At 72.9% G+C, this 19,002-nt stretch carries 20 protein-coding genes and 1 pseudogene; 12 read left to right on the top strand and 9 right to left on the bottom strand.

Going from position 1 to position 19,002, the window contains the following annotated elements; translation table 11 throughout:
- Window positions 1-31: 31 nt before the first annotated feature.
- Entirely contained in the window at window positions 32-769 is a 738-nt protein-coding gene (locus tag ACOBQU_RS39355; RefSeq protein WP_423635600.1) for an SDR family NAD(P)-dependent oxidoreductase, read from the top strand.
- Window positions 770-793: 24 nt separating this feature from the next.
- On the opposite strand, the gene ACOBQU_RS39350 is transcribed toward ACOBQU_RS39355, so the two are convergent.
- From ACOBQU_RS39350 to ACOBQU_RS39340, 3 genes are all read right to left on the bottom strand, one after another.
- The gene (locus ACOBQU_RS39350) at window positions 794-1,777 is read right to left on the bottom strand and encodes a carbohydrate kinase family protein (protein WP_423635229.1); all 984 of its coding nucleotides are present in this window, start codon (window positions 1,775-1,777) and stop codon (window positions 794-796) included.
- A 38-nt stretch (window positions 1,778-1,815) separates the two neighbouring features.
- On the bottom strand, window positions 1,816-3,039 hold the full coding sequence (gene metK / locus ACOBQU_RS39345) for a methionine adenosyltransferase (protein ID WP_423635227.1): 1,224 nt from the start codon (window positions 3,037-3,039) through the stop codon (window positions 1,816-1,818).
- Window positions 3,040-3,133: 94 nt separating this feature from the next.
- Window positions 3,134-3,970: an SDR family NAD(P)-dependent oxidoreductase gene (locus ACOBQU_RS39340; RefSeq protein WP_423635226.1), complete on the bottom strand. Its 837-nt coding sequence runs from the start codon at window positions 3,968-3,970 to the stop codon at window positions 3,134-3,136.
- A gap of 489 nt (window positions 3,971-4,459) precedes the next feature.
- Between ACOBQU_RS39340 and ACOBQU_RS39335 the strand changes: the two are divergent.
- From ACOBQU_RS39335 to ACOBQU_RS39325, 3 genes and pseudogenes are all read left to right on the top strand, one after another.
- Window positions 4,460-4,666, top strand: a pseudogene (locus ACOBQU_RS39335) (histidine kinase); the annotation flags it as partial.
- A 72-nt stretch (window positions 4,667-4,738) separates the two neighbouring features.
- On the top strand, window positions 4,739-5,029 hold the full coding sequence (locus ACOBQU_RS39330) for an ATP-binding protein (protein WP_423635224.1): 291 nt from the start codon (window positions 4,739-4,741) through the stop codon (window positions 5,027-5,029).
- Entirely contained in the window at window positions 5,029-5,685 is a 657-nt protein-coding gene (locus ACOBQU_RS39325) for a response regulator (RefSeq protein WP_423635222.1), read from the top strand. Before ACOBQU_RS39330 ends, ACOBQU_RS39325 begins: the two co-directional genes overlap by 1 nt.
- Window positions 5,686-5,809: 124 nt before the next feature.
- Here the strand turns inward: ACOBQU_RS39325 and leuD are convergent, their stop codons facing one another.
- Window positions 5,810-6,427, bottom strand: a complete 618-nt coding sequence (leuD, locus tag ACOBQU_RS39320) for a 3-isopropylmalate dehydratase small subunit (RefSeq protein ID WP_423635220.1) — start codon at window positions 6,425-6,427, stop codon at window positions 5,810-5,812.
- A complete protein-coding gene (locus tag ACOBQU_RS39315) occupies window positions 6,424-8,007 on the bottom strand; it encodes a 2-isopropylmalate synthase (protein WP_423635218.1) in 1,584 nt (527 codons plus the stop codon). Before ACOBQU_RS39315 ends, leuD begins: the two co-directional genes overlap by 4 nt.
- A gap of 239 nt (window positions 8,008-8,246) precedes the next feature.
- On the opposite strand from ACOBQU_RS39315, the gene leuC reads away from it, so the two are divergent.
- The 5 genes from leuC to ACOBQU_RS39290 all read left to right on the top strand — a co-directional run bounded on the left by leuC (window position 8,247) and on the right by ACOBQU_RS39290 (window position 12,850).
- Window positions 8,247-9,644, top strand: a complete 1,398-nt coding sequence (gene leuC / locus ACOBQU_RS39310) for a 3-isopropylmalate dehydratase large subunit (RefSeq protein ID WP_423635216.1) — start codon at window positions 8,247-8,249, stop codon at window positions 9,642-9,644.
- The gene (gene leuB, locus ACOBQU_RS39305; RefSeq protein WP_423635215.1) at window positions 9,641-10,732 is read left to right on the top strand and encodes a 3-isopropylmalate dehydrogenase; all 1,092 of its coding nucleotides are present in this window, start codon (window positions 9,641-9,643) and stop codon (window positions 10,730-10,732) included. The genes leuC and leuB overlap by 4 nt, the downstream gene beginning before the upstream one ends.
- A 28-nt stretch (window positions 10,733-10,760) precedes the next feature.
- Window positions 10,761-11,708, top strand: coding sequence for an aminotransferase class IV (locus ACOBQU_RS39300; RefSeq protein ID WP_423635213.1), 948 nt, complete (start codon window positions 10,761-10,763; stop codon window positions 11,706-11,708).
- A gap of 5 nt (window positions 11,709-11,713) precedes the next feature.
- The gene (locus tag ACOBQU_RS39295) at window positions 11,714-12,124 is read left to right on the top strand and encodes a RidA family protein (RefSeq protein WP_423635211.1); all 411 of its coding nucleotides are present in this window, start codon (window positions 11,714-11,716) and stop codon (window positions 12,122-12,124) included.
- 72 nt (window positions 12,125-12,196) lie between these two features.
- Window positions 12,197-12,850: a TetR family transcriptional regulator gene (locus tag ACOBQU_RS39290; RefSeq protein WP_423635209.1), complete on the top strand. Its 654-nt coding sequence runs from the start codon at window positions 12,197-12,199 to the stop codon at window positions 12,848-12,850.
- Here the strand turns inward: ACOBQU_RS39290 and ACOBQU_RS39285 are convergent.
- Window positions 12,847-13,452 carry a CGNR zinc finger domain-containing protein gene (locus ACOBQU_RS39285; RefSeq protein WP_423635208.1) on the bottom strand — a complete coding sequence of 202 codons (606 nt, stop codon included), beginning with the start codon at window positions 13,450-13,452 and terminating at the stop codon, window positions 12,847-12,849. The genes ACOBQU_RS39290 and ACOBQU_RS39285 overlap by 4 nt on opposite strands.
- Window positions 13,453-13,517: 65 nt before the next feature.
- On the opposite strand from ACOBQU_RS39285, the gene ACOBQU_RS39280 reads away from it, so the two are divergent.
- From ACOBQU_RS39280 to ACOBQU_RS39270, 3 genes are all read left to right on the top strand, one after another.
- On the top strand, window positions 13,518-14,378 hold the full coding sequence (locus tag ACOBQU_RS39280) for an alpha/beta fold hydrolase (protein ID WP_423635206.1): 861 nt from the start codon (window positions 13,518-13,520) through the stop codon (window positions 14,376-14,378).
- Window positions 14,379-14,627: 249 nt separating this feature from the next.
- The gene (locus ACOBQU_RS39275) at window positions 14,628-16,034 is read left to right on the top strand and encodes an MFS transporter (RefSeq protein ID WP_423635204.1); all 1,407 of its coding nucleotides are present in this window, start codon (window positions 14,628-14,630) and stop codon (window positions 16,032-16,034) included.
- A gap of 26 nt (window positions 16,035-16,060) precedes the next feature.
- A complete protein-coding gene (locus ACOBQU_RS39270; protein WP_423635202.1) occupies window positions 16,061-16,291 on the top strand; it encodes a hypothetical protein in 231 nt (76 codons plus the stop codon).
- A gap of 16 nt (window positions 16,292-16,307) precedes the next feature.
- Here ACOBQU_RS39270 and ACOBQU_RS39265 read toward each other — a convergent pair whose 3' ends face one another.
- The 3 genes from ACOBQU_RS39265 to ACOBQU_RS39255 all read right to left on the bottom strand — a co-directional run bounded on the left by ACOBQU_RS39265 (window position 16,308) and on the right by ACOBQU_RS39255 (window position 18,980).
- Window positions 16,308-17,045, bottom strand: coding sequence for a VOC family protein (locus tag ACOBQU_RS39265; RefSeq protein ID WP_423635200.1), 738 nt, complete (start codon window positions 17,043-17,045; stop codon window positions 16,308-16,310).
- Between the two features lie 277 nt (window positions 17,046-17,322).
- Window positions 17,323-18,177, bottom strand: coding sequence for a cyclase family protein (locus ACOBQU_RS39260; RefSeq protein ID WP_423635198.1), 855 nt, complete (start codon window positions 18,175-18,177; stop codon window positions 17,323-17,325).
- Window positions 18,174-18,980, bottom strand: a complete 807-nt coding sequence (locus ACOBQU_RS39255) for a YmdB family metallophosphoesterase (protein ID WP_423635196.1) — start codon at window positions 18,978-18,980, stop codon at window positions 18,174-18,176. Before ACOBQU_RS39255 ends, ACOBQU_RS39260 begins: the two co-directional genes overlap by 4 nt.
- Between the last annotated feature and the right edge of the window lie 22 nt (window positions 18,981-19,002).

The raw sequence follows: 19,002 nt of genomic DNA, 5'->3' as shown, positions 1-19,002 counted from the left end.
CGGGCGTGGCCTACTCACCGGCAAGACCGTGATGATCACGGGTGCCTCCAGCGGCATCGGCGCCGCGGCGACCCGGCTGTTCGCCGCCGAGGGGGCCCGCCTGGTGCTCATGGCGCGCCGGGAGGACCGGCTCAGACAAGTGGCCGAGCAGGCCGACGAGTCGGGCAGCCGTGTCGCGGTGGCCGTCGGCGACGTCACCCGGCCCGGCGACGTGGCGCGGGCGGTCAAGGTCGCCGAGCAGGAGTTCGGCGGCCTCGACGCCGCGTTCAACAACGCCGGTCAGGGCAGTCTTGGCCCCTCCCTGCACGAGGTCGACCACGCCGTCTTCGAGCAGATCATGGACGTCAACGTACGGGGGGTGTGGAACTGCCTGCACGCCCAGCTGCGCTGCATGGTGGAGCGCGGTGCGGGCGGCGCCATCGTCAACACCTCCAGTACGGCCGGGCTGTTCGCCACGGGCGCGATCTCGCCGTACGTCACCGCCAAGCACGCGGTCCTGGGCATGACGAAGGCCGCCGCCGCCGAGTACGGCCGCCACGGCATTCGGATCAACGCCCTGGTCGTCGGCGCCACCCGCACGGAGATGGTGCAGAGCGTGCTCGACGGCCCGGTGCCGGTCGCCGAGTCCGACCTCATACACCGGGCCATCCAGCCCCGGCTGGCCGACCCCGAAGAGGTCGCGCAGACCGCCGCGTGGCTGTGCAGCGACCGCGCCTCCTTCATCACCGGGGGAGCGGTGCCCGTGGACGGGGGCTGCACGGCGGTCTAACCGGGCCCGGCCGGGAGCCGCCGGTCAGGGCGCGTCCCCCAGGGGCGGGGTGACGGCGTCCGCCGCCTCCTGCCCATAGGCCAGGGCGATGCGCTGCGCCAGTTCCGACGGGACGAGCTTGTACTCCTGAGTCCCGACCGACTCCAGCGCGGTCGAGGCCAGCGCACAGCCGACCTGGGCCGCGCGCCGGTGGGGCAGACCCCAGGAGACACCGGCCAGGAAGCCCGCGCGGAACGCGTCACCCGCCCCCGTGGGGTCGGCGACCCGGTCCGTGGCGACGGCCGGTACGACCTCGTGGCGGCCGTCGGCGCGGGCCAGGCTGACTCCGCGCTCGGCGAGCGTGGTGACCCAGGTGCCGACCCGACCCAGCACCTGGGACTCGGTCCATCCGGTGTGCTCCAGGAGCAGCGCCGCCTCGTACTCGTTGGTGAAGACGTAGCGCGCGCCGTCCACCAGGGCCCTGGCCTGCTGCCGGTCGACGCGGGCGAGCTGCTGGGAGGGGTCCGCGGCCACGGGACAGTTGAGCCGATGGGCGGTCGCCGTGTGGCGCAGCATCGCGGCCGGGTCGTCGGCCCCGACCAGCACCAGGTCGAGCTTCCGCACGCGCTGGGCCGTGTGCTCCAGGTCGATCTCGCCCGCCTCCGCCATCGCTCCGGCGTAGAACGTGGCGATCTGGTTCTGGTCGCTGTCCGTGGTGCACACGAACCGTGCGGTGTGCAGCGTCTCGCTGACCCGCACCGACCGCGTGTCCACGCCGGCGTCCGTGAGCCAGGCCCGGTAGTCGGCGAAGTCGGTGCCCGCGGCGCCGACGAGCAGGGGGGTGAGGCCGAGACGGGCCAGGCCGAGGGCGATGTTCGCGCCCACGCCGCCGCGGCGGACCTCCAGGTGGTCGGCGAGGAACGACAGCGAGACGCGGTCGAGCCGCTCCGCGATCAGCTGGTCGGTGAAGCGCCCGGGGAAGACCATGAGGTGGTCGGTCGCGATCGAGCCGGTGACGGCGATGTGCACGGTGCTCTCCTTGGCGGCGGCGAGTCGCTGACGGGCGGTCACAGACCGGCGGCGCGGCGCAGCGCCTCCGTGCGGTCGGTCTTCTCCCAGGTGAAGTCGGGCAGGGCGCGGCCGAAGTGGCCGTAGGCCGCGGTCTGGGCGTAGATGGGGCGCAGCAGGTCCAGGTCGCGGATGATCGCGGCGGGGCGGAGGTCGAAGACCTCGCTGATGGCCTGCTCGATCTTGTCGGTGTCGACCGTGTTCGTGCCGAAGGTCTCCACGAACAGGCCCACCGGCTCGGCCTTGCCGATGGCGTAGGCGACCTGGACCTCGCAGCGGGCGGCCAGGCCCGCGGCGACGACGTTCTTGGCGACCCAGCGCATCGCGTACGCCGCCGAGCGGTCCACCTTGGAGGGGTCCTTGCCGGAGAAGGCGCCGCCGCCGTGGCGGGCCATACCGCCGTACGTATCAATGATGATCTTGCGGCCGGTCAGGCCCGCGTCACCCATCGGGCCGCCGATCTCGAAGCGGCCGGTGGGGTTGACCAGCAGGCGGTAGCCCTCGGTCTCCAGCTTGATGCCGTCGTCGACCAGGGCCTTCAGCTCCGGCTCGACCACGAACTCGCGGATGTCGGGAGCCAGCAGCGAGTCCAGGTCGATGTCCGAGGCGTGCTGCGAGGAGACCACCACCGTGTCCAGGCGGACCGCCTTGTCACCGTCGTACTCGATGGTGACCTGCGTCTTGCCGTCGGGGCGCAGGTAGGGGATGGTGCCGTTCTTGCGGACCTCCGACAGCCGCCGCGACAGGCGGTGCGCCAGATGGATCGGCAGCGGCATCAGCTCGGGCGTCTCATCGCACGCGTAGCCGAACATCAGGCCCTGGTCGCCCGCGCCCTGCTTGTCCAGCTCGTCACCGTCGTCACCTGCGGCGGCGCCCTCGACGCGGGACTCGTACGCCGTGTCGACACCCTGCGCGATGTCGGGCGACTGCGCGCCGATGGACACCGACACGCCGCAGGAGGCACCGTCGAAGCCCTTCTTCGACGAGTCGTAGCCGATCTCCAGGATCTTCTCGCGCACCAGCTGCGCGATCGGCGCGTACGCCTTGGTCGTGACCTCACCCGCGACGTGCACGAGGCCGGTCGTGATGAGCGTTTCCACGGCGACCCGCGAGGTGGGGTCCTCCCGCAGAAGCGCGTCGAGAATGGTGTCACTGATCTGGTCAGCGATCTTGTCGGGGTGACCCTCGGTCACGGACTCCGAGGTGAAGAACTGGGACGTCATGTCGGCTCCAGGACGGTGCGTGGAACGGTGGGTGGCTTCCGGGGGGCGGGGGAGGGGGAACCGTGCGGCCGAGAGCGGCCCGGGGCACGGGGCGTCAGGCGGCGTGGCCCGACGGCGTCCCGAGTGCGGCCTGCCGCTTGCGCAGGCGGAGCGTGCGCCAGGCGGCGTCGGCGATCCAGCCCCCGTCGACCGGCAGGGTCACTCCGTTGACGTACGCGCTGCGCTCCGCGTCCGCCAGGAACGCGACCGCCTCGGCGATGTCGTCGGGCACCGCGAACCGGCCCAGCGGAACGCGCTCGACGATGTCGTCCACGGTGTAGGCGCCGGAGGCCAGGTCGGCCTCGTCCATCTCGGTCCTGACGAACCCCGGGCAGACCGCGTTGACCCGCACGCCCCGCGCCCCCCACTCGACGGCGAGGGTGCGGGTCAGGCCGAGGAGCCCGTGCTTGCTCGCGTTGTAGGCCACGCGGTCCGGGATGCCGCCGAGCGCGGCGATCGACGCGATGTTGACGATGGCTCCGCCCGCTGGCGACTCCAGCATCGCCGTGCCGAACGCCTGGCTGAGCAGGAACGGCCCGGTGAGGTTGACGTCGATGACGCGACGCCACTGGTCGAGCGGGGTCTCCTCGGCGGGGGTGATCATCCCGATCCCGGCGTTGTTCACCAGCACGTCGACGCGGCCGAACCGCGCCAGGACCTCCTCCCTCGCCCGGTCCACGGCCCCCGGGTCGGAGACGTCGGCGGCGATGGAGACGGCGGGCGCCTCGCCGTCGCGGTGCAGTGCGGCGAGGGTGTCGGCGGCACTGACCTGGTCGATGAGCGCCAGCCGGTATCCGCGTGTGGCGAGCAGTTCGCTGATGCGCCGTCCGATGCCCTGCCGGGCGCCGGTGACCACGGCCACCCTCCTGTTGGTGCTCGTGTCGTCCGTCATGCCTGGAGCGTCCCGCGAGCGGGGGAGGCGGCACATCGGGCGAAGGTCACAACGCCCTGTGCGCCATCGGGGTACGGGCCGGGGCGCAGAGGCGTACACCGTTCGGGGAACGCGGCGGCTGTCACCGAAGGGGCCAAGGAGACCCACGGCACTCACGACGGCGCGGGGGCGTACACCCCCTCTACCCATGACACATAAAAGCTACTATGTTTTTGTTGTGGCCCCGGGTGGCGCGTGCCCGCACGCGCCGTGCCCGGTCGATCTGTGCGCCCCCCACAGGGACTGCCCACGGGGACTGCGTCAACGGCGCCGTCCCGCGCAGCCGTCTCGCACGATTCGGATGAGTGTCTTCTGAGGGAAGTGATCTGACGTGGCATTACCTGCCGGTCTCCTGCACAACCTCCGAGAGCCCGGCGCTGACCGGGCCGCCGAAGAACCGAGCCCCCCACCCCGTGGACCGAGGCCCGCCCAGCCCACGACGAGCGGAGCCTGCCGCTGTGCCAGGACGAGCGGCGAGCCCTGAGCAGGGAGCTCCACGACAGGGTCGCCCAGCTCATCGCGGCCGCGCTGAACAGCCTCGACCTGAGCGGCCACTTCGCCGACACCGACCACCCGGACCAGGCGCGGGCCAAGCACGCGCGCGCCAAGGAGACGCTGCGCCAGGCGCTGTGCACGACCAAGGAACTGGCCGAGCACCTCCGCGCGCCCGCCGGGCGCGCGGAGCCCGGGCGGCGCGGTGCCGTCGCCGAGGCCGTCCCCCGGTGCCCCGTGGACGAGGCGGAGGTCTTCCTCATCCTGCGGGAGGCCCTGGGAAACGCCCTGCTGCACTCCGGCGCCCGGGACATCACGATCCGCCTGCGCGCCGCCAGCGGCACCGTGTCGGCCTCGGTCGAGGACAACGGCTCCGGCGTGGCGCCGGGCCTGCGGGAGCACCACGCGAGCCTCGGACTCCAGTCGATGCGGGAGCGCACGGCGCTGCTCGGCGGCTCCTTCACGATGGAGCGCGGCCCCTCGGGCGGCACACAGGTCAACGTGACCGTGCCGATGGCGGTCCGCTGATGTACGGGAAGGCCGCCCCCGCCCGGCTCGTCATCGCGGACGACCACACCCTCTTCCGGGAGGGCATCGCGGAGATCTGCGCGGCCGAGGAGGACCTCGACGTCGTCGCGCAGGCCGTCGACGGCGAGAGCGCCGTGCACCTGACCCGGCGTACGGAACCCGACGTGGTGCTGCTCGACGTGGAGATGCCGGGCCCCGGCGCCGAGCGCACCCTGACCCGGATCCTGGCGCTGCGGGCAGCGCCCCGCGTCGCCGTCCTGACGATGCACGACGACGCCCGCATGGTCAGCAGCCTGCTGGCGCTCGGAGCGCAGGCGTACATCTCCAAGAGCTCGACGCGCGAGGAACTCCTCGCCGCCGTACGGGCGGTGCGCGTCGCCCCCGACCGGGTGGTCCTCTCCGTCACGAAGGAAACCCTGGGGCGGCTCGAACACCCCGAGAGGGGACCGCTGTCCGCCCGGGAGCTGGAGGTGCTCGGTCTGGTCGCCACCGGGCTGAGCAACACCGAGATCGCCGCGCGCCTGTTCATCTCTCCGGGGACGGTCAAGCGCCACCTGACGAACATCTACCTCAAGCTCGACGTCCGGTCCCGCCTCAACGCCATCAACAAGGCCATGGAGCTGCGGTTGTTGCCCGCCCGGACCGACGCCTTGTGACCGACCGGCCGACACCTTGTCACTGAGGGGCACCGCACCCGACGGCACTCCCGCACACTCACGTGGCCCGCAGCCAGCACGGCTGCGGGCCACGTGAGTGTGCGACGGGGCCGACCGGCCGCGTTCAGCCCGCCGCGGACCGGGGCGCCCGGGGCAGCCGGGGCAGCCAGCCGGGCCGGGAGGCCTCGTGCTCCTCGATGGAACCAGCGCGCCGCGCGGTGAGCTGGATGTCGTCCAGGCCCTCGAGCAGCATCCGGCGGCTGTGGTCGTCGATGCCGAAGGGGAACCGGCGCCCGCCCGCGGCGATCGTGCGTCGCGTGAGGTCCAGCGCCACCACGGTGTCGGGCGCCGCCTCGACGAGCTGCCACAGCCACTCCACCTCTGCCTCAGTGACCTGGGCCGTCAGCAGCTGGTTCTTGCCCGCGTTGGCACGGAAGATGTCGCCGAAGCCCGGTGCGACGACTGCCCGGAAGCCGAAGTCGCGCAGCGCCCACACCGCGTGCTCGCGCGACGATCCGATGCCGAAGTCCGGCCCGGCGACAAGGATGCTGGCACCGCCGAACGCCCGCTGGTTGAGCACGAACCCGGGATCCTCGCGCCAGCGGTGGAACAGCGTGTCGGCGTAACCGGTGCGCCCCAGGCGCTTGCAGAACTCGGCGGGAATGATCTGGTCGGTGTCCACATCGCGGCGGCGCAGCGGCATCACCGTCCCGCGGTGTCCGGACAGCGGCGCCGGGCTCATGCGGACACCGCCCGGAACAGCCGCTCCGCGGTCGACCGCAGGGCGCGCTCGGCGGCCTCCTGCTCGGTGGCGCCCACGCCGACGCCCCAGCGCACCACGGTGCCCGAGCCCGCCTCGACGTACACCACCCAGGGGCCCGAATCGCCTCCGCTCGGCGCCTGCACGTGCACCTCACGGACCGTGCCACTGGCCCCGCGGTCGGCCATGAGGTCGCTCAGGACCCGGCCCGCCGCCTCCTGGGAGTCGATCGCGGGCAGCGCTCGCGGGGGCCCGGCCGGGGCGAGATACTCCCGCGTGAACCAGTCGAGGAGCTGCTCGGCCGCCACCTCGCCGCCGGACTCGGCCTGGGCCTGGACCACGGCGGCGAACTCGATCTGGAGGCGGCGCGGCAGGTCGAAGCCGTGCTCGGTGCGCATCAGATGCGCGATGCCGCCCTTGCCGGACTGCGAGTTGATCCGGATCAGCGCCTGGTAGTCGCGCCCCACGTCACGGGGGTCGACCGGCAGGTACGGAACGTCCCACACCGTCGACCCGGCTCGTTCGAGGGCCTTCAGCCCCTTGGAGATGGCGTCCTGGTGCGAGCCCGCGAAGGAGGTGTACACGAAGTCCCCCACCCAGGGGTGGCGCGGAGAGACCGGCATGCGGTTGCAGTGCTCGGTGATCCGCCGGGCCTCATCGAGGTCGCTCAGGTCCAGGCGCGGGTCGATGCCCTGCGACAGCAGATTCATCGCCAGCGTGATCAGGCAGACGTTGCCCGCGCGCTCGCCGTTGCCGAACAGCGTGCCCTCCACCCGGTCCGCCCCGGCGAGCACCGCCAGCTCGGTGGCGGCGACCGCGCTGCCGCGGTCGTTGTGGGTGTGCAGGGTGAGGGTGATGGCGTCGCGGTAGGCGAGGTTGCGGTGCATCCACTCGATGCGGTCGGCGAACTCGTGCGGCGGGTAGGCTTCCACTGACGCGGGCAGCACGACCCGCACCTGTTCCTCCGGCCGCGGCCGCCACAGCTCCAAGACCGCGTTGTGCACCTCAAGGGCGAACTCCGGCTCGGTCTGGGTGAACGACTCGGTCCCGTACTGAAGGTAGATCTCCGTTCCCGGCAGGGAATCCCGCAGCTTCAGCGCCGTCTCGGCGCCCCGCAGGGCCAGCGCCTTCACCTCGGCGCGGCTCATTCCGAACACGGCGTGGCGCTGTGTTACCGACGTGGGGTTGAAGATCTGGACAATAGCGCGCGGGGCGCCCTCGATCGCCTTGACGGTGTCCTCGATCATGCCGTCGCGAATAGGCGACATGACCTGGATCGTGACGTCGTCCGGAATGGCGTCGCGCTCGATGACGTCCCGGGTGAATTCCAGATCGGACCGGCTGGACATGGGGAAGCCGAGTTCGATTTCCTTGAAACCGAGCTTGACCAGAAGCTCGTACATGGTGCGTTTGCGGTCCAGGTCCATCGGGTCGAGCAGGGCCTGATTTCCGTCCCTGAGGTCCACGCTGCACCAGAGGGGAGCCTCTTCCGGCACACGGTCGGGCCAGGTGCGGTCAGGCAGGGTGAAGGGGCGGTACCGGCGGTACTTGTGCACGGGCATTCCGCTCGGCTGTGATTGAATGCGGCGGGCCAGGGGATTTCCGTGGAAGGTAGTCACGCCCCCGAGTCTGGCGACGCGACACCGCCGGGTATATCGCCCGGCGGGGACACCTCTGATGTGTCGAACCGCGGCCGTGATGTGACTTAGGTCGTAGTGCCGATGTCCAGGTACGGGTGTTCTGCCAGCGGCGGCGGAACTCTCCTTTCGAGGGCCAATTGCCGTGGGTAATATTCCCGTTCATGGGGCTCACACTGGCAGAGAAGATCTGGCGGAATCACGTCGTCGACCAGTCCGACGGATTACCGGACCTGGTGTACATCGATATGCATCTCATGCACGAGATGACGAGCCCGCAGGCCTTCGACGGTCTGCGGGCACAGGGACGCACGGTGCGCAGGCCCGACCTGACCGTGGCGACCGCGGACCACAACGTGCCGACCGAACTCGGCTCGCGCGACATCACCGACCCGGTGTCCCGGGAGCAGGTGAGGGCACTGCGCGAGAACTGCGCCGAGTTCGGCATCGAACTGTACGACCTGTCGGACGAACAGCAGGGCATCGTGCACGTCATCGGCCCCCAGCTCGGCCTCACCCAACCCGGCATGACGATCGTCTGCGGGGACAGCCACACCAGCACCCACGGAGCGCTGGGCGCCATGGCGTTCGGCATCGGAACCAGCGAGGTCGAACACGTCCTGGCCACCCAGACCCTGCCGCTCGCGCCGTTCCGCACCATGGCCGTCAACGTCGACGGACGCCTCCCGGCAGGCGTCACCGCCAAGGACCTGATCCTCGCCGTGATCGCCAGGATCGGTACGGGCGGCGGGCAGGGGCACGTCATCGAGTACCGGGGCGAGGCCGTCCGCGAGCTGTCCGTGGAAGCCCGGATGACGGTGTGCAACATGTCCATCGAGGCGGGCGCGCGGGCCGGACTCATCGCCCCGGACGAGCGGACGTTCGCCTATCTGCGCGGGCGCAGGTTCGCCCCGCGGGGCGACGACTGGGCCCAGGCCCTCGCACACTGGCGGACCCTGCGCACCGACGACGACGCGGAGTTCGACCGGGAAGTCCACATCGACGCCACCACGCTCAGCCCCTACGTGACCTGGGGCACCAACCCGGGGCAGGGCGGACCGCTCGACGGCGAGGTCCCGCACCCCGGCTCCTTCGCCGCACCGGGCGAACGCGCCGCGGCCGAGGCGGCACTGGCCTACATGGGGCTCGAACCCGGCACACCGCTGCGCTCCATCGACGTGGACACCGTCTTCATCGGTTCCTGCACCAACGGCCGTCTGGAGGACCTGCGCGCCGCCGCCGAGGTGCTGCGCGGCCGCAGGGTCGCCCCCGGCGTACGGGCACTGGTGGTCCCCGGATCGACCCGCGTGCGCCTGGACGCCGAGGCCGAGGGGCTGCACACCGTGTTCCAGGAGGCCGGCGCCCAGTGGCGGTCCGCGGGGTGCTCGATGTGCATCGCCGTGAATCCCGACCGGCTCCAGCCGCGCGGCCGCAGCGCCTCCACCTCCAACCGCAACTTCGAGGGCCGCCAGGGCGACCGGGCCCGGACGCACCTGGTGTCGCCGCCGGTCGCCGCCGCCACGGCGGTCCGCGGTCGCCTCAGCTCCCCGGACGACCTGTGACCGCCCCCGGCCGCCCCTCTGGCCCTTCCCGCCCCTTCCGCATCGCGGTCCTCGCCGGTGACGGCATCGGAGGCGAGGTGATGGACGCGGCCCTCGACGTGCTCCGCGCCGTCGGCGACTTCCACTTCGACGAGCAGTTCATCGGCGCGGCGGCCATCGACAAGACCGGCGTGCCGCTGCCCGAGGCCACCCTCGCCGCGTGCAGGGCGGCCGACGCCGTGCTCCTGGGCGCGGTCGGAACCGGGGAGACCCCCGCCGACCCCGAGGCACCGCGGCCCGAAGCGGGCGTGCTGACCCTGCGTCGCGCCCTCGGCCTGTACGCCAACCTGCGGCCGGTACGGGCCTTCCCGGCACTGTCGGACGTCTGCCCGCTCAAGCCCGAGCGGGTCGCGGGCGCGGACCTCGTCGTGGTCCGGGAACTCACCGGCGGCCTCTACTTCGGCCGCCGCGGGCGCACCGCCGACGAGGCCTTCGACACCTGTTCCTACACGGCCCACGAGATCGAGCGGGTGAGCCGCGTCGCCTTCGAACTGGCGGCCCGCCGCGGTCCGGGCGCCCGTGTCACCTCGATCGACAAGGCCAACGTCCTGGACACCTCCCGGCTCTGGCGGCGGGTCGTCGAGGACCTGGCGGCGCGGGAGTACCCCCACGTGCCGGTGGCGCACCTGCTCGTGGACACCGCGGCCATGCGCCTGGTCACCGAGCCCGCCGCCTTCGACGTGGTGCTGACGGAGAACATGTTCGGCGACATCCTCAGCGATCAGACCGCGGCCGTCGCGGGCTCGCTCGGCCTGCTGCCGAGCGCCTCGCTGCCCGCCCCGCCGGACCCCGAACACGGCGTGCGCCGGGCCCTGTTCGAGCCCGTGCACGGGTCGGCCCCCGACATCGCGGGGCGCGGCCTGGCGAACCCGCTGGGCATGGTGCTCTCCGCCGCCCTCATGCTGCGGCACGGCCTGGGGCGGGCCGCCGCGGCCGATGCCGTGGAGAGCGCCGTCGACACCGCGCTCCGGCGCGGCGTGCGCCCGCCCGACCTGGGCGGATCGGCCACCACTGCCGACACCACCCGCGCCGTGCTCACGGCGCTGTGACGAAGGACCACGCGAGATGAAACCACCTGTGTCAGCCCACACCTTCTGGGACGGGCCGTACGACGGGCGGTGTGGGCCCGGCCGGGGCATACCGTTCGGCAGCAGCAGCGTCCAGCACGGCAGCGCCGTCTTCGAGGGCATCCGGGCCTACGCGTCCACGACCGGGGAACCGCACCTGTTCCGCCTGGACGACCACCTCATCCGGCTCCTCGGCTCGGCCCGCGAACTCGGCATCCGGCACGCCTACGACCTCGACCGGCTGCGCGAGCTGGTGATCGAGGCCACCGCCGCGAGCGGACTGCACGACTGCTACGTACGCCCCGGCCTCTTCGCCGCCGACCCCGTGCTCAGCATCGACGTGGGGCGGCTGCCCTTCACCCTGGGCGTCGAGGTGTGGCCCATGGCCGCGCCCGGGGCCGCCGCCCGCGGTCCGGGCGTGCGTCTCACCGTCTCACCGTGGTGCCGCCCCTCGCCGTCGTCCTTCCCTCCCCGTGTCAAGGCCGTCGGCACCTACGTCACCTCGGCGCTCGCCAAGAGCGCGGCGGTCGCCGCCGGGTACGACGACGCGCTGCAACTCGACCCCGGCTCCGGGCGGGTCGCCGAGGCGACGGTGTCCAACGTGTTCCTGGTGCGGGACTGCGCCCTGCACACGCCGTGGCTCTGCGACAGTCTCCTGGCCGGGATCACCCGGGACACCGTGCTCACTCTGGCCCGCGAGCTCGGCCTCGCCGTGTACCAGGGGCCGGTGGAGACCGAGGACGTGCGCGCCGCCGACGAGGTCTTCCTCACGGGCACCGCGAGCGAGCTGGTACCCGTGGCCGCCCTCGACGAGCACGCGTACGCGGCCGAGCGGCCCGTGTTCGACACCCTCGCCACCGCCTTCCGCAACGCCACCACGGGCGCACGCTTCACCCACCCCGGGTGGCTGACCCCGGTGCACGCCACGGCGCGCACGACCACACATCAAGGAGCGTGAACCTCATGACCCTGTCCACGACGGACCGCACGCTGTACCCCTCCGGGTCGCCGTTCGAGGCGGCCGTGGGCTTCTCCCGCGCGGTGCGGGTGGGCCCGTTCGTCTTCGTCTCCGGCACCACCGCCTCTGGCCCCGACGGCCCGGTCGGCGGCGGCGACCCCGAGCGGCAGACGGCCGAGGTCCTGGCCCGCATCGCCGCCGCCCTGAAGGAGGCCGGATCGGACGTCTCGCAGGTCGTGCGCACCCGCGTCTACCTCACGGACATCGCGCACTTCGAGGCCGTCGCGCGGGCACACGCCGCCGTCTTCGGTGACATCCGGCCCGCGTCGGCCTTCGTCGAGGTGTCCGCCCTGGCCCACCCGGCGCTGCTCGTGGAGGTCGAGGCGGACGCCATCGTGCCGCAGAGCGGCGCCTAGCCCGGCACGGGCCGACCGGCCGCGGCACGGGGCACGAGGCACAGGGACGGAAGGGACCAAGACGACCCGGATATGAGGCAGACGAGAGCCGCACGGACGCGACGGTGTCTCATCGAGGCCGCGGCGGCCGAGTTCGGCCGCCGCGGGTTCGCGGGCACCAACCTCACACACATCACCGGGGCCGCGGGGCTGACCAGCGGAGCGCTGATGTTCCACTTCCCCTCGAAGAGGGCGCTCGCCGCCGCCGTACACGCCTGCGGCAGCGACGTCGTCCGGCGCGGGGTCGACCGGATCACCGACGGCACGCCCAGCGCCCTCCAGGCCGTCGTCGACATCACGCACGCCGTGGCCCTGCTGCTCCACACCGACACAACGGTACGGGCCAGCTACCGGCTGGACGGCGAACTGCACGGTGGACTGGACGACGAGCACCGCTGGTTCGGCACCTGGGTGCCCACCCTGCGCGGCCTGTGCGTGCGGGCGCAGGGCAGCGGGGAGCTGCGCGCGGGAACCAGCCCTGACGCGGTCGCGGTCGTCGCCGTCGGACTCGTCACGGTGCAGACGGCCCCCGTGGCCGCGCTGCCCTGGGGAGCGGAGGACGAGCCGCTGCCGCTGGCCCGGGTCTGGGAGGCGGTGCTGCCCGGTGTCTGCCCCGCGGGCGTCGGTGACACGATTCAGGCCGCGGGTACGGGCCGCGGCGTCGGAAGCGCTCCGTCGGGCCCCTAAGGGCGCGTGGTGCGCCGGGACGGGGCGGCGGCGGTCTGTCGGCGGGCCCGGTAGTTGGCGACGTTGCGGCGGTTGCCGCACACCTCGGGCATGCAGTAGCGGCGGCGACCGGCCTTGCTCGTGTCGACGAACATGCCGTTGCAGTCCGGCGCGGTGCAGTGGCGGAAGCGGCCGAGGCTGAGGGTGCGCAGGGTGCCCAGCAGGCCGGTGCCGACCAGGACGGCGAGCTGCTCGGCGAGCGTGGCCCCGGGGGAGGTCGTCACGCTCCACTGCCACTGGTCCCTGTCGTCCCTGGTCAGGGTGAGGCCCATGCCGCCGCGGCCGATCAGCGCGGTGGCGCTCGCGACGACGGCGGCCTCGGACTCCGTCTCCAGGATGTCCCGGACCTCCTGGCGCAGGGCGTGCACCTGCGCCAGGTCCTCCGGGCCGGGGGAGCCGCCGTCGCCCAGGGCGGACGGCCGCAGCCCGTGCTCGTCCAGGAAGCGCGCCAAGGCGTCGGGGTCGGTCAGCACCTCGCCGATGCTGCGCACCTCTGCGGAGGTGTTGACCAGGCCCGTCGCGACCGCCGCCCCCCATGCGTAATCTGAAAAATCGAATTTCAAGCCTTACTCCATGCTAGAGTAATCGGAGAAAGTCAAGTTTACCCCTTAGGTTGGGAGTGGGTGCCATGTCCACGCAGACCACGCAGACCACGCAGCCGATGCGGACCACGCAGACCTGGAGGCTCGACCAGCGCATCCGCGTGACCGGCGGAGAGGTGGCGGCCCGGGTGCTCGGCGAGGGACCGCCCGTGGTGCTCGTCCACGGCACCCCCGCCTGGTCGTACCTGTGGCGCGACGTGGCCCCCCTGCTGGCCCGGCGCCACACCGTGTACGTCTGGGACCTGCTCGGCTTCGGCGACTCCCGCACAGACCCCGGGGCCGCCCCCTCCATCGCCCGCCAGGCCCGCACTCTCGCCGAACTCGTCGCGCACTGGGACCTCGACGCCCCGGCCCTGGTCGGCCATGACATCGGCGGCGGCACGGTGATCAGGGCGCACCTCGTCGAGCACGTGCCCGCCAGTCACATCGCGCTGGTGGACGCGGCCGTCCTCGGCCCGTGGAACACGCCCTTCACCGAGCACCAGCAGCAGCACGCGGACGTCTACCGCACCATGCCCCCGGACATCTTCGGCGACCTCGTCGCCGCCCGCTTCCGCACGGCGACCCACCGCGCCCTGACCCCGGAGTCGGCCGCCGCCTACCTGGCCCCCTGGGCGGGCTCCGAGGGCCAGCGGCGCTGGCTCGACCAGGTCGCCGCCGTCAGCTTCGAGGACACCCGGGAGGCCGTGGCCCGCCTCGGCGAGATCAGCGTGCCCACGCTGGTCCTGTGGGGCGAGCAGGACCAGTGGATCCCCCTCAGCACCGGCGAGCGCCTCGCCGCGGCCATCCCCGGCGCCCGCACGGCGACCGTGCCCGACGCGGGCCACTTCGTCGCCGAGGACAACCCGGCCGACACCGCGGCGGCCCTGCTGCGCTTCCTCGCCTGACCCCGCGCCCCCAGCGGGGGCGCCCCCCGCGCGTGCACCGGACGCGTGTACCCGACAGAGCCCCGCTCCGCGCCCCTCACCCGCACGGCCCGCGAACCGGCCCCGCCGCCGCCCCGGTACCTCCCCCGGCCCCGTCGGGCGGCGGCGTGGCCCGCCCATGCCCGTGCCGCACCGCCCACCCCGCCGCGTACTACGGCACGCACCACGACACCCGCCACCACGCACCGCACTCTCCCCGGAGGCTCGCTCATGCCTGCCCTGACGCCCCGAGCCCGGTTACTCGGCCCCCCCGAGGCGGCCGCCGCCGCGAGGCCCGGCCGACGGTCGCCCGCGATCGCCACCTGCGCCGCCCTCCTCGGCTTCGCCGTCATCACCATCGACGTCTCGGCGGTCAACATCGCGCTGCCCGCGATCCGTTCGTCGCTGCACGGCGGCATCACCGGGCAGCAGTGGGTCGTCGACGCCTACACGCTGATGTTCGCCGCCCTCATGCTCTCCGCCGGGTCCCTGGCCGACCGGTCCGGAGCACGCAGCGCCTACGCGTGGGGCGTCGGCCTCTTCACGCTCGCCTCGCTGGGCTGTGCGCTGGCCCCCGACATCGGCACCCTCATCACGGCACGCGTCCTCCAGGGAGCGGCCGCCGCCGTCGTCATGCCCGCGTCCCTGGCCCTGATCCGCCAGGCTCACGACGACCCCAAGCGCCGCGCGCACGCCGTGGCCCTGTGGTCGGTGGGCGGCTCCCTGGCCATGGCCGTCGGGCCGGTCCTCGGCGGGGTGCTCGCGGAAGCCGCCGACTGGCGCGCCGTGTTCCTCCTCAACCTGCCGCTCGGCCTGCTGATCCTCGCCCTCCTGCTGGGCGTCGAACGCTCCGCCAAGCGTCCCGCGCCCTTCGATCCGGCCGGTCAGATCGCCGCCGTACTCGTCCTGGCCGCCGTGGCCTACGCGATGATCGAGGGCGGCCACGCGGGCTGGACGTCCTGGCCGGTCGCCGCGGCCCTCGCGGTCGCCGTCGCCGCCGCCGTCACCTTCCGGGCCGTCGAGGCCCGCCACCGCAGCCCCATGGTGCCGCTCGACATGCTCCGCCAGCGTGAGGTGAGCGTCCCACTGGCCGTCGGCTTCGCCATCAGCGCGGGCTACTACGGCACCTTCTTCACGCTCGGCCTCTACTACCAGCAGCTGCGCGGCATGTCCGGCACTCAGGCCGGACTCATGTTCGTCCCCATCGCGCTCGTCGCCACCATCGCCAGCCTGCGCACCCCCCGCCTGGTCGAGCGGTTCGGCCGCCGCCGCGTCATCGTCCAGGGCCAACTCGTCCTGGCCGCCTCCCTCCTGGTGCTGCTCGGCTTCGGCACCGGCACGCCGCACTGGGCGCTGCTGCTCCTGCTGCTCCCCTTCGGCATCGGCACTCTCACGGTCCCCGCGCTGACGGCCCTGCTGATGGACTCCGTACCGGGCCACCGCACCGGCATCGCATCCGGGTTGCTGAACTCCTTGCGCCAGACCGGCGGCGCGCTCGCCGTCGCCCTCTTCGGCTCCCTCGTCGCCACTCAGCACGACGCCTACGACCTGGGGGGACTGCGCGTCAGCCTCCTGCTCGCCGCCGCGCTGCTGTGCGCCACCGCGGCCCTCAGCCAGCGCGCGCTGCCCCGCAGCTGACCGCCCCCACACCATCGGGAGGAACCATGAAGGGCTTTCTCAGGAAGGCGTTCAAGGGCCGCGACCGCACGCCCCGCCCGGAGCAGCCGGGCACCCTGCCCCCGCCGCCGGACCACCAGGTCGCCGCGGTTGAGCTGTACCACTACCGCCTCCGGCACCGCGGCGCGTCCCTGGAGACCACCGCAGCCGACATGGGGCGGCCCGCCGCGACGCTGGAGCGGTGGGTGAACGAGAGCTGGCGGTGGCCCCGCCGGTGACGCGGAAGGGGCCGCGTCACATCGGGGTGAGGACGCAGAACTCGTTGCCCTCCGGGTCGGACAGGACCGACCACGGCACGTCGCCCTGGCCGACGTCGGCGGGCGTCGCGCCGAGGTCCCGCAGCCGGGCCACCTCCGCCGCGTGGTCGTCGCCGGGGTAGGGGCGGAGGTCGAGGTGGACGCGGTTGCGCACCGTCTTCGCGTCGGGCACGCGGACGAACTCCAGGTACGGGCCGACCCCCTTGGCCGAGCGCAGCGCCGCCTGGTCGTCGGTCACCTCGTGCACGGTCCAGTCCATCGCCTCGCCCCAGAACCGGGCCATGGCCCGCGGGTCGGCGCAGTCGACCACCACCGCGGCCATCGGCCCGGTGTCCCGGTAGACCTCGCGGGGTTCGAGTACGCAGAACTCGTTGCCCTCGGGGTCGGCGAGGACCGTCCACGGCACCTCGCCCTGGCCGATGTCGGCGGGCGTCGCGCCGAGCGCGCGCAGCCGGGCGACCAGGTCGGCCTGGTGCGCCGCGGAGGTGGTGGCGAGGTCGACGTGCAGACGGTTCTTCACCGTCTTGGGGTTCGGGTCGCGGACGACGTCGATGCAGACGGCGGTGGGGCCGGGGTAGGTGAAGCCCTTCGGCTCGAGGTTGGTCACCCCGGGGCCCTCGCTGTCCGTGCCCCAGCCGAGCGCCTCGGCCCAGAACCGGCCCACGGCGGAGTCGTCCAGGGCCTTCATGTGAATCTGCACAAGTCTCGTCGCCACGGCGGTGATCATATGCCCGGGCCGGACGTCTGCCCATACCTATTTTCCCTGGTCCGGACGGGACCGTCGCGGACGAGTACGCGACGGGCAGGTACAGGGCAGCAGGGCGCGCGGCGGCCAGCGGGTGGCCGACTAAAGGGTGCGCGACAGCCGACTAAGGGGTGCGCGACAAAGGGGCCCGACCCAGTGGATCCGGCCCCTCCGCCCCGCGCCCGTACGCCGTCCGTACGCGCCCACCACCCCTCGCCACGCCCCGGGCGAGGGCCCGGCCGTGCCGTCAGCCCGCGTCCACCCGGGGGAGCAGGGCCACGGCACGGCCGGGCGCACCGGTGCCGTCCTCCACTTTCAGCGGCAGGAAGCAGAACCAGGCGCCCCGGGGCGGCAGTTGGCCGAGCGCGGTGAGACCCTCCACGTACAGGACCCCCGAGCCGAGCCCCCGCACGTGCACGGGCACCCCGTCGTGCGCCGCCCCCATGGACGGCGCGTCGATGCCCACGCACCGCACCCCGCGTTCGATCAGGTGCGCCATGGCGGCCACGCTCGGCGCGGGCCAGCCCGGGGCGGACCGCGTGACGATCACGTCGTGCAGATAGCGGCTCCCTTCGGCCCCGCGACGGTAGTGCCGGTCCCAGCCGGTGTGCAGCAGCACGACGTCGCCGTGCCCGATCCGCCCGTGCCGCTCCTCCCAGGCCGCGAGGTGCCCGGGTTCGATCAGCGGACTCACCCCCGGCTCGGCGGACGCGTCCGTGAGCGCCGACACGTCGATCACGCAGGCCGCGCCCATGAGCTGGGACAGCGGAGCCTTCTCGGCGGTGACCTCGCCCAGCGGGGACGCGTTCTCCAGCCCCGACCCGGGCGGCGGGATGAAGTGGCTCGGCGCGTCGAAGTGGGTCCCGGTGTGCTCGTCGATCGTCATCCAGCGCGTGGAGTACGGGGCGCCGCCGCGGTTGTGGACCGACCCCGCCCCCTCCTTGCGGGTGGCGAACCAACTCCACACCTTGTGCTGGAAGGGCTGGTGCGTCGACCAATGACAGGGCAGGTCCTCCGCGAGCGGCAGCGACAGGTCGACGATGTCGCTGTCCCCGGCCGGCGCGGCGGCGACGGCCCGCGCGGCGGAAGCGTCGGTGGTCATTGGGCGGCTCCCACGGGCGCGGGCCAGTCGAGCCGCTCCAGGCCGACGGTCCGCCCGTCGCGGATGTCCAGGAGCACCGCGCCGAGGACGACGGGGCCGAGGCTCACCGACGGCAGCGGAGCGGAGAACGGATCGCCGGTCGCCCGCAGCCCGGACACCAGGTTGCCGGGGGCGAAGCCCTGGACGCCGTCACCGGGCCCGGTCATCCCCACCTCGGCCACGAAGGCCGTGCCCCGGGGCAGGATGTGCAGCGGCCCGGTCGCCTCGTGCGTGTGGCTGCCGAGCACGGCCGCAGCGGCGCCGTCCACCGCGTGCGCGAAGATCTGCTTCTCCAGCACATGGTCCCCGTGGTAGTCGACGATGACCACGCCGTTCTTGCTCGCCGCACACCAACTCTCGTATGCAGGAAGGAACTTACCGGCGGTGGCCTTGACCGACTTCATCGCGCAGTGGTCGGCCAGGTTGACCACGGTCACGGTCTCACCGGCCGCCTCGACCTCGATGGTGCCGCGGCCCGGCACCCCGGCCGCCAGGTTCTCCGGCCGGATCACCCGTGGCAGCGAGAGCAGGCCCACGGACTCCTCGCTGTCCCAGGAGTGGTTGCCGCCCGTGATGACGTCGACGCCCGCCGCCAGCAACTCCTCCACCTGCTTGCCGCCCATGCCCAGGCCGTTGGGGGCGGAGTTCTCGGCGTTGGCGATGACCAGGTCCACTCGGTGCTCGTGGCGCAGCGCGGGCAGTCGCTCGGCCAGCAAGGCGGAAGCGCGTTCGCCGACGACATCCCCGAAATACAGAACAATCATGGGCCGCTCCTTCGGAAATCAG

It is taken from the genome of Streptomyces sp. G45 (assembly GCF_049542095.1).
GTDB lineage: Bacteria > Actinomycetota > Actinomycetes > Streptomycetales > Streptomycetaceae > Streptomyces.
The sequence above is the reverse complement of the archived record's forward strand: the minus strand, read 5'-3'. Positions and strand labels throughout refer to the sequence as shown.

Bases quoted from the DNA above. Each gene is read 5' to 3' on its own strand.
- ACOBQU_RS39355 (WP_423635600.1), top strand. From the start codon at position 32: ATGATCACGGGTGCCTCCAGCGGCATCGGCGCCGCGGCGACCCGGCTG.
- metK (WP_423635227.1), bottom strand. From the start codon at position 3,039: ATGACGTCCCAGTTCTTCACCTCGGAGTCCGTGACCGAGGGTCACCCC.
- ACOBQU_RS39340 (WP_423635226.1), bottom strand. From the start codon at position 3,970: ATGACGGACGACACGAGCACCAACAGGAGGGTGGCCGTGGTCACCGGC.
- ACOBQU_RS39325 (WP_423635222.1), top strand. From the start codon at position 5,029: ATGTACGGGAAGGCCGCCCCCGCCCGGCTCGTCATCGCGGACGACCAC.
- leuD (WP_423635220.1), bottom strand. From the start codon at position 6,427: ATGAGCCCGGCGCCGCTGTCCGGACACCGCGGGACGGTGATGCCGCTG.
- ACOBQU_RS39315 (WP_423635218.1), bottom strand. From the start codon at position 8,007: ATGCCCGTGCACAAGTACCGCCGGTACCGCCCCTTCACCCTGCCTGAC.
- leuC (WP_423635216.1), top strand. From the start codon at position 8,247: ATGGGGCTCACACTGGCAGAGAAGATCTGGCGGAATCACGTCGTCGAC.
- ACOBQU_RS39295 (WP_423635211.1), top strand. From the start codon at position 11,714: ATGACCCTGTCCACGACGGACCGCACGCTGTACCCCTCCGGGTCGCCG.
- ACOBQU_RS39290 (WP_423635209.1), top strand. From the start codon at position 12,197: ATGAGGCAGACGAGAGCCGCACGGACGCGACGGTGTCTCATCGAGGCC.
- ACOBQU_RS39280 (WP_423635206.1), top strand. From the start codon at position 13,518: ATGTCCACGCAGACCACGCAGACCACGCAGCCGATGCGGACCACGCAG.
- ACOBQU_RS39275 (WP_423635204.1), top strand. From the start codon at position 14,628: ATGCCTGCCCTGACGCCCCGAGCCCGGTTACTCGGCCCCCCCGAGGCG.
- ACOBQU_RS39270 (WP_423635202.1), top strand. From the start codon at position 16,061: ATGAAGGGCTTTCTCAGGAAGGCGTTCAAGGGCCGCGACCGCACGCCC.
- ACOBQU_RS39260 (WP_423635198.1), bottom strand. From the start codon at position 18,177: ATGACCACCGACGCTTCCGCCGCGCGGGCCGTCGCCGCCGCGCCGGCC.
- ACOBQU_RS39255 (WP_423635196.1), bottom strand. From the start codon at position 18,980: ATGATTGTTCTGTATTTCGGGGATGTCGTCGGCGAACGCGCTTCCGCC.